Annotated in this window: 4 protein-coding genes; 3 read left to right on the top strand and 1 reads right to left on the bottom strand. The window is 60.1% G+C overall.

Annotated elements, in window-relative coordinates; translation table 11 throughout:
• Window positions 1–449: 449 nt before the first annotated feature.
• The 3 genes from arfA to H3T89_RS02740 all read left to right on the top strand — a co-directional run bounded on the left by arfA (window position 450) and on the right by H3T89_RS02740 (window position 4,793).
• Window positions 450–1,985 (top strand): arabinosylfuranosidase ArfA, encoded by a 1,536-nt coding sequence (gene arfA, locus H3T89_RS02750; protein WP_415873459.1) that lies wholly within the window; start codon window positions 450–452, stop codon window positions 1,983–1,985.
• A 196-nt stretch (window positions 1,986–2,181) separates the two neighbouring features.
• Window positions 2,182–2,847 carry a M23 family metallopeptidase gene (locus H3T89_RS02745; protein WP_198216165.1) on the top strand — a complete coding sequence of 222 codons (666 nt, stop codon included), beginning with the start codon at window positions 2,182–2,184 and terminating at the stop codon, window positions 2,845–2,847.
• A 119-nt stretch (window positions 2,848–2,966) separates the two neighbouring features.
• Window positions 2,967–4,793 carry an AMP-dependent synthetase/ligase gene (locus H3T89_RS02740; protein WP_198216194.1) on the top strand — a complete coding sequence of 609 codons (1,827 nt, stop codon included), beginning with the start codon at window positions 2,967–2,969 and terminating at the stop codon, window positions 4,791–4,793.
• Here the strand turns inward: H3T89_RS02740 and H3T89_RS02735 are convergent.
• Window positions 4,763–6,304 (bottom strand): hypothetical protein, encoded by a 1,542-nt coding sequence (locus tag H3T89_RS02735; RefSeq protein ID WP_198216195.1) that lies wholly within the window; start codon window positions 6,302–6,304, stop codon window positions 4,763–4,765. The two genes, H3T89_RS02740 and H3T89_RS02735, sit on opposite strands and share 31 nt — an antisense overlap.
• Window positions 6,305–6,359 lie beyond the last annotated feature (55 nt).

Raw genomic sequence — 6,359 nt, 5'->3', positions numbered from 1 at the left:
CCCGACCTATTAACAACCACCCAACACGCTTACAGCCACAAGGCCAAACCCCCAACATAAACAACGCGTTTAGTTCCTATAGCCCGGTTTCTTTAATATTGCATGATCCATCAAGCAATGCCCCCCCCCCCCTGTATCAAATGCTCCTGGTTGTGGCAAATACGAGTAGTGGTAAATACGAGTATTGGGATGCCCAATCGATTAAATCGTGTTTAACTCTCCCGACTCGAGGCCTGGTGCTGCCGGTCTGTTTCGAATATTCCCATCCCTTGTGCGAGGTGGGATGATTACGCGGTTTTTCGTTCTGTGCCAGGAGGCACCTTCTGAGATTGCAGGAGGCGACAGACGGGTGCCTTGTCGAAGACACAAGGTTGTACTATTCAAATGGCCTATAGTTATAGGGTCGGCGAGAACCATAGACAACAGAGTCAGAACGAAGGAGTTAGACAGTGACGCGAAGGCAGCTAAATCACAGCGGCAGGGCAGAGTTCAGGGTGGATGAGGAGCAGGAGTCCACGCCCATTGACGATCGCCTCTTCGGATCCTTCGTGGAGCACCTGGGCAGGGGCATCTACTCTGGCATCTATGAGCCGGGGCATCCTACAGCAGACGAGCAGGGTTTCCGCCGGGACGTCATGGATCTGGTCAAGGAATTGGGCGTGACCACCATCCGATACCCGGGTGGCAACTTCGTCTCGGGCTACCGCTGGGAGGATGGCGTGGGACCGCGCGAAAGCCGTCCTCGTCGTCTCGACCTGGCCTGGCATTCCGGCGAAAGCAACGAGTTCGGCTTGCACGAGATGAGCGAATGGCTGGACAAGCTGGGCGGCAACGAGCTCATGGAGGCCGTCAACCTGGGCACCAGGGGCTTGCAGGAGGCCCTGGATCTGCTCGAATACTGCAATGTGCCATCGGGTACCGAGCTGTCTGAACGGCGGCGTGCCAACGGCCATGATCGCCCCTTCAACATCAGGATGTGGTGTCTGGGCAACGAGATGGACGGCGACTGGCAAATCGGCCACAAGAGTGCACAGGAATATGCGGATCTGGCCAACCGGACGGCTGTGGCCATGCGGATGATCGATCCGGACTTGGATCTGGTTGTATGCGGATCCTCTTCGCATACCATGCCCACTTTCGGTCTCTGGGAGCGTACCGTCCTGGAGCGTTGCTTCGAAAATGTGAACTTTCTCTCATGCCATGCCTATTACGCGCCCCGGGATGGAGATATGGCCAGCTTTCTGGCTTCTGGCGTGGACATGGACAGTTTCATCACCGATGTGGCGGCCATCATCGCCGCCTCGCGTGCCCGGCTGGGCAGTGACCATCAGGTTTACATCTCCTTCGACGAGTGGAATGTCTGGTACCAGGCTGCAGAGGCCAGCAGATCGCCCGAAGGCATCGACAATTGGCCTATAGGCGCGCCGCTCTTGGAGGATGTCTATTCGGTGGCAGATGCCGTGGTGGTGGGCGACCTGCTGATCACCCTGCTCCGGCATGCCGACGTCGTTCATGCGGCCAGCCTGGCCCAGCTGGTCAACGTCATTGCCCCCATCATGACTGAACCCGGCGGCCCGGCCTGGAGGCAGACCATTTTCTATCCCTTCGCCCTGACCGCCCGTTATGCACGAGGCGCCAGTGTACTCAAGAGCCTGCAAAGCGGAGATACCTATGAGACCTCGCGCTATGGCCAGGTGCCCATGACGGATTCAGTGGCCGTCAGAGGTGCCGACGGCTCCCTCAGTGTTTTCGCGGTCAACCGCAGCCTCGACAGTTCTGTTGATTTCAAAATCGCCCTGCCTGAACAGGATCGACATCGACAGGCCACGGTCAGCACCCTGCATGAGGACGACCCCTCGGCACGCAACACTCTTGAAGACCAGGAGCGGGTCGTCATGCATGCCCGGACAGATTTCAAGATGGATGAGGATGCCTTGAGCCTTCAGCTGCCTCCCGTCTCCTGGACGGTCATTCATCTGGCTTAAAAGGCCGCCAAAGGCATCTTGGCTCGGAACCCTATCCGCGGATTCTCAGGTAGGGTGCCTTTACGGTCTATCTGGATGTGGACGATTGCGTATTCGACCACATGCCTCCTTCCGTCTCGCGTGACTTTAGCCCCCGATCCATCATGATGATGGACGCTCAATCGGGCATCCACGATGACGGAATGAAGGTGCGACCATGGCCTCTGCGCGTGACCATAAGAACAAGGGCATCAGGCGGGTTACCGGCCGGATGCCCAACATGCCTTCCGGCTGCCGCCCCCCTTGGTTTCCCGGGACGCTGCTGGTGCTGATGCTGGCCCTGGGCCTGTCGGCTGCAGGGCCCACAGTGACCGTCACGGCTCAGCCTGCGCCGACCCTGCCTTCGGCTGCAGCTCCGGCGCAGAACGGTCGACTTACCTCATCGACCACAGCCTGCCGCCGGGGCTGGCTGTGGCCCCTTGAACCAAAGCCTGGAGGTAAGGCTGTCCCTCAGGCCATGCGTCTATTTGATCCTCCTGATCGTCCATGGCTGAGCGGGCATCGCGGGATAGATTTGGCGGCGGGGCAAGGCAGTGATATCCGTGCTCCGGCAGATGGCGTCATCGTCTTTGCAGGTTCCGTGGGAGGCAAGGATGTGGTCTCCATTCGTCACGGAAACCTGGTCTCCACTTACGAGCCTGCGCAGAGCTCTTTGCCGGTGGGAACCCGACTTCAGGCCGGCACAGTCTGGGGAAAGGTAGAGGGAGTCTCTGACCACTGTGCCCAGGAGTGTCTGCACTGGGGACTGAAAGACGATCAAGGCCTGTACCTGGATCCAGGCGCTAAAGTCGGAAATCATCGGATTCGTCTCAAACCTTTATAGAAGTGCCAGGGTCGTTCAGATGACGCGCGCGTCTGCAGATCGGGTATATCGCCAGCCCGGGGGAGCGGTTAGAATCGTTAAACATAACGCCGTTTCAGCAGGGAGTGGTCATGCAGAACATGCAGCAAGAATTCACGCGTCCGCTTGAGGAGCCAATAGATGCTGATGCAAGCGTCTTCTCACTGCTTGAGGACAGGGTGGAGCGCCTGGGCGACGATCCCTTGCTCGAGTACCGTAGCGGACGTGAGTGGAGCACCATCACGGCCCGTGAGTTCCGCGACCGTGTCGTCGCATTGGCCAAGGGGCTTATGGCCCGGGGGATAGGTCGGGGGGACTCGGTGGCCATCGTCTCGCACACCCGCTGGGAGTGGACTGCCTTGGACATGGCCATCCTGGCCATCGGAGCGGTGACGGTGCCGGTCTACGAGACGGACTCTCCCGACCAGATCCGGCGTATCTTCAACGACTCCCATGTGGGCTTGGCCTTTCTGGAGGATGACGACATGAGGGCCCGGGTGGACGCGGTTCGTTCCCAGTGCGCCTATCTGAACGACCTGTATGTGATCACCAGGGGAGCGCTGACCACCATGACCGCCTATGGACGGACGGTGGACCAGGCGGACTTCCAGGCCCGGGCCGACTCGGTGCAAGGTTCCGACCTGGCCACCATCGTCTACACTTCAGGCTCTACGGGCAAGCCCAAGGGCATAGAGCTCAGCCACAGCAACATCATCTTCACTGTGCGTTCAGGTGCCCAGGCGGTTCCTGACATCTGCCTGGGCGAGGGCAGGCGGCTTCTGCTCTGTCTGCCTCTGGCCCACGCCTTTGCCCGCTGTCTGCAGTTCTTCGCCATCGCCACGGATCTCACCCTGGGGCTTACCGGGTCCATCCGCAATCTGCTGCAGGACATGCAGACCTTCAAGCCCACCTTCATCCTGGCTGTGCCGCGAATCTTCGAGAAAATCTACAACGCCGCCTCCCAGCGGGCCGGAACAGGTGCCAGGGGCAGGATTTTCCTGGATGCTGCAGGAGTGGCCAGGCAGTGGTCCCGTCACCAGCAGACCGGAAGCCGGGTTCCCATGTCGCTGAGGACCAAGCACCTCATGTACACAGGTACCGTCTACGACCCCATCCTGGAGGCCTTGGGCGGCCGGGTCAAGTATGCCATTTCGGGCGGAGCTCCGCTTGACAGGGACATTGCGGACTTCTTCAATGGCATCGGCCTGCCTCTTCTGGAGGGCTATGGCATGACCGAGACCATGGGCCCGGTGACGGTCAACCCCACCAAGGGCTATCGGCTGGGCACCATCGGCCTGCCCATGCCCGGCATCACCGTGGGCATCGACCAGGAGGGCCAGCTGTGCGTCAAAGGCCCCGATGTCTGCATGGGGTATCACAACCATCCGGAAATCACCACGAGGCAGATTCGCGACGGCTGGCTGCTGACCGGCGATCTGGGCAGTCTGGACGAGGACGGGTTCGTTCGGTTGACCGGTCGACGCAAGGAGATCATCATCACTGCAGGAGGTAAGAACATCTCGCCCTCGCTGCTGGAAACAGCCGTTGAACGTTCGCCCATCATCAGCCACTGCATGGTCATCGGGGACCGCAGACCATTCATCTCGGCCCTGATTACCCTCAATCCCGAGGAAGTCGACCGCTGGCTGAGCGATCAGGGTGCTGAACCCCTGGAAGATATTGCTTCGGCCGGGGAGAACCCCATCATCCGCACTGAGGTCGACCATGCAGTGGACGCGGCCAACAGCCAGGTATCCCGGGCTGAAGGCATCCGCCGCTATCTGATTCTGGACCAGGACTTCACTCGTGAAAACGGTCTGCTCACCGCCTCATACAAGCCCCGCCGTCAGGAGGTTCTCAAGCGGTATGAGGACCGAATCGAGCAGGAGATCTATGCTCAAAGGCCCGCGTCGGCCGGCTTGATGTAGTCTGTATCAATCAGCGCCGCCTTGAGGTTGGAGGCCGAAACCGCAACCAAGGGTCTTGACAGGCGGCGCAGTTGCTTCCCGTCCTGGTTGACGGTCTGGATCGTATCCATGGCCGGCACCTTGCCCTGGCTGTTGAGGCCGACGCAGGCCTTGGCAATATCAGCCGCAAGCCCCAGCCTGTCCTCCAGCCCAGTCATCCACTGTCGTCCGTCAACGATTTGTGGGATGTTATCCACGTAGGCACCATATCCGCTGATGATTGGCCAGGCGGCGCGGTCGTCCGGGTGCGTGGATCCCTGGGTCTTGCCCGGGACCTGCTGTGAAGGGTTCGCCTCCGACCCTGTTTGATTTTGGGTTGTAGGGCTCTGGGCGGGTTTAGGCACGCGCTGCCGATGCAGATCCTTGCGGCCGGCCATTGATCCCACGATGCCGGATATGGAGATCTCCGGGTTGACATCCGCTGATGAACCCCTATATCCAAGATCACCAAGCTCTGAGACCACCCCGGAAACGATGAAATCGTTCATAGCCAAAATGCCGTCCACCTCGGTATGGGTCTTTGAGCCATCGTTCATGGCCAGGCGGGTCGCCAGCTCTTTGCCGGTAGCCGAAGCATCCTTGCCTGGGTCGAAGGCGACCGCCTGCCAGTCCTGCTCGGTGCTGTCTGCCTTCAGGAGTCCCGAGGGGCTGATAGCCCTCCCATCCTTGAAGTATGGCCCCAGCACCTGCCAGATTCCGGCAAAGGCCTGGGCAGGAAAGGAATTCTGCTCCTCTTGCTTGTCCCGTTCAGCCTGGCCGGCTTCAGTGTCCGTGTCATCAGAGGACTCATCAGAGGATGCATCGGCCGGGCGGTTCGGCAGCAGAATCTCGATGCGGCAGGGGTTGTCCTTGCTGGCCTTGTTCAGCTCCAGCTTGCTGGCCAGCTTGTCCGCCTGCATTTGACCAATGGCCCGTGCATCAGACAACTGTACGAACAGATCCGGCTGAATGCCCGGTACCTGGTTGGCCAGGAGCACCACATGCATGCCTGCTCCGGTGGCCAGACGCAGAGACGAAACCAGACGTGTGCGCGCCTTGTCTTTGGCATCGGCATCCAGTGATTTGCTGATATAGTCGCCATACTGGCGGGTAATGGAGTCCGGCGAGGTCATGGGCGCTACCACCAGCGTGGTCGGCGCTGAGGTCTTCCCGGCCTTGCGCTCCGAGAGGCGGTTGACCACGTAATCCTGCAGTTCCTTGCTTTGATCCTCCAGATTCCCGCTGGTATAGGTATCGATGCGCTTTCCGGAAAGATGCTCCTTGGTCAGTGCCGCCTTGATCTCAGGAACCAGGGCGGCCCACTTGTTGATGGGTGTGTGCTGGGAGAGGGTGATGCCGTCAGAAGGTGTGAAAATGGCTACCTGACCAGGTACCTCTGCAGCTGCCGTGGAGGTCGCCTGACTCTGCGGGGCGCTCGGGGACGGTTCCCCCTTGCCCAGTGCCGGACCGCAGGCACCAGTCGATGCCACCATGACCAGGCACGCCAGTAAAGCCAGCAAGCCGGACAAATGCCGTGCAAAGCCGGTC

Origin of the sequence: Bifidobacterium sp. W8114 (genome assembly GCF_016101165.1) — a bacterium.
Classification (GTDB): Bacteria; Actinomycetota; Actinomycetes; order Actinomycetales; family Bifidobacteriaceae; genus Bombiscardovia; species Bombiscardovia asteroides.
Note: the sequence above shows the minus strand (reverse complement) of the source record. Positions and strands in the feature narration are given on the sequence as shown.